The organism is Roseateles sp. GW821-FHT02E12, from assembly GCF_059421665.1.
In genome coordinates, this window is sequence record NZ_JBWKVK010000007.1 from 1 (window position 1) to 1621 (window position 1621).

Consider the following 1621-nt stretch of genomic DNA (forward strand, 5'->3'; position numbering starts at 1 on the left):
GTCTCCATCTTGGACAGCTGGTCGGTCGTCAGCGAACCGAACTGGGCCGACGACAGCGTGGCGAACTGGCTGGAGCCCATCGCATTCAGGCTGTCCGTCGTCAGGTGGCTCAGCTGATCCGTCGTCAGCGACTGCACTTGCGCGGTGGTGAACTTGTTGAACTGGTCGGACGCGAAGCTGTTCAGGTCGTCCGTGTTCAGCGTGCTGACCTGGGCGGTGGTCAGCGAGACGATCTGGCTGGAGCTCAAGGCACGCAGCTGATCACTCGTCAGGCCGTCCAGCTGGGTGCTGGTCAGCGCCCGCAGCGCGGCCGTGGTCAGCGAGCGCATGTCACCGGCCTCGATGGCCGACAGCTGGTCGGTCGAGAGGGCCGCGGCCTGCGCCGAGCTCAGCGCGGCGACCTGGGCGGTGGTCAGCGCCGCCATGTCGGCGGTCTCCAGGCCCTTGACCTGGACGGTGCTGAGCGTGGCGATCTGGGCCGTGCTCAGGCTGCCGACTTCATCCGAAGTCAGCGACTGGACCTGGTCAGACGACAGGCCCTTGAGCGCGTTGGTCGTCACCGAGCGCAGGTCGGCCGTCTCCAGCTTGGACAGCTGGTCGGTCGTCAGCGCACCGAACTGGCCGGAGGACAGCGTGGCGAACTGGGCCGAGCCCATGGCGTTCAGGTTGTCGGTGGACAGGCTGCTGAGCTGGGTGCTCGTCAGCGCCTGGACCTGCGACGTGGACAGACGGGCGATCTGGTCCGTCGTCAGCACGTTGAGGTCGTCCGTCGTCAGGCCGATGACCTGCGGGTTGGTGGTCAGCGAGTTCAGCTGAGCACTGGTGAGGGCCCGCAACTGGTCGCTCGTCAGCCCGTCGATCTGGGTGCTGGTCAGGGCCCGCAGTGCCGTCGTGGACAGGGCCTTCATGTCGGCCGCCTCGATGGACGAGAGCTGGTCGGTGCTCAGCGCCGCGACCTGGGCCGAGCTCAGCACGGCCACTTGCGCGGTGGTCAGGGCCACCATGTCTGCCGTCGTCAGGCCTTGCACCTGCACGCTGGTGAGTGCAGCGATCTGGCCGGTGGACAGGCTGCCGACCTCGTCGGAGGTGAGGGTGCCGATCTGGTCAGAGCTCAGGCCACGCAGGGCGGCCGTGGTGACGGCACGCAGGTCGGCCGTCTCCAGCTTGGACAGCTGGTCAGTCGTCAGCGAGCTGAACTGGGCCGAGGACAGCGTGGCGAACTGAGCCGAGCCCAGGGCGTTCAGGCTGTCGGTGCCGAGGTGGCTCAGCTGGTCGGTCGTCAGCGACTGGATCTGGCCGGTGGAGAGCTTGTTGAACTGGTCGGACGCCAGCGCGTTGAGGTCATCCGTGTTCAGCGTGCTGACCTGGGCGGTGGTCAGGGCGGCGATCTGGGTGGAGGACAGCGCGCGCAGCTGGTCGCTGGTCAGGCCGTCCAGCTGGGTGCTGCTCAGCGCCCGCAGCGTCGCCGTGGTGATCGAGCGCATGTCGCTCGCCTCGATGGACGAGAGCTGGTCGGTCGAGAGCGAGGCGGCCTGGGCCGAGCTCAGCACGGCCACTTGCGCGGTGGTCAGGGCCACCATGTCGCCGGTCGTCAGGCCTTGCAGCTGGCCGGTGGACAGGG

Annotated in this window: 1 pseudogene; it reads right to left on the minus strand. The window is 68.0% G+C overall.

What is annotated here, in order from left to right:
- Positions 1–1621: pseudogene (locus tag AC07V5_RS30365) on the minus strand (heme utilization protein); the annotation flags it as partial.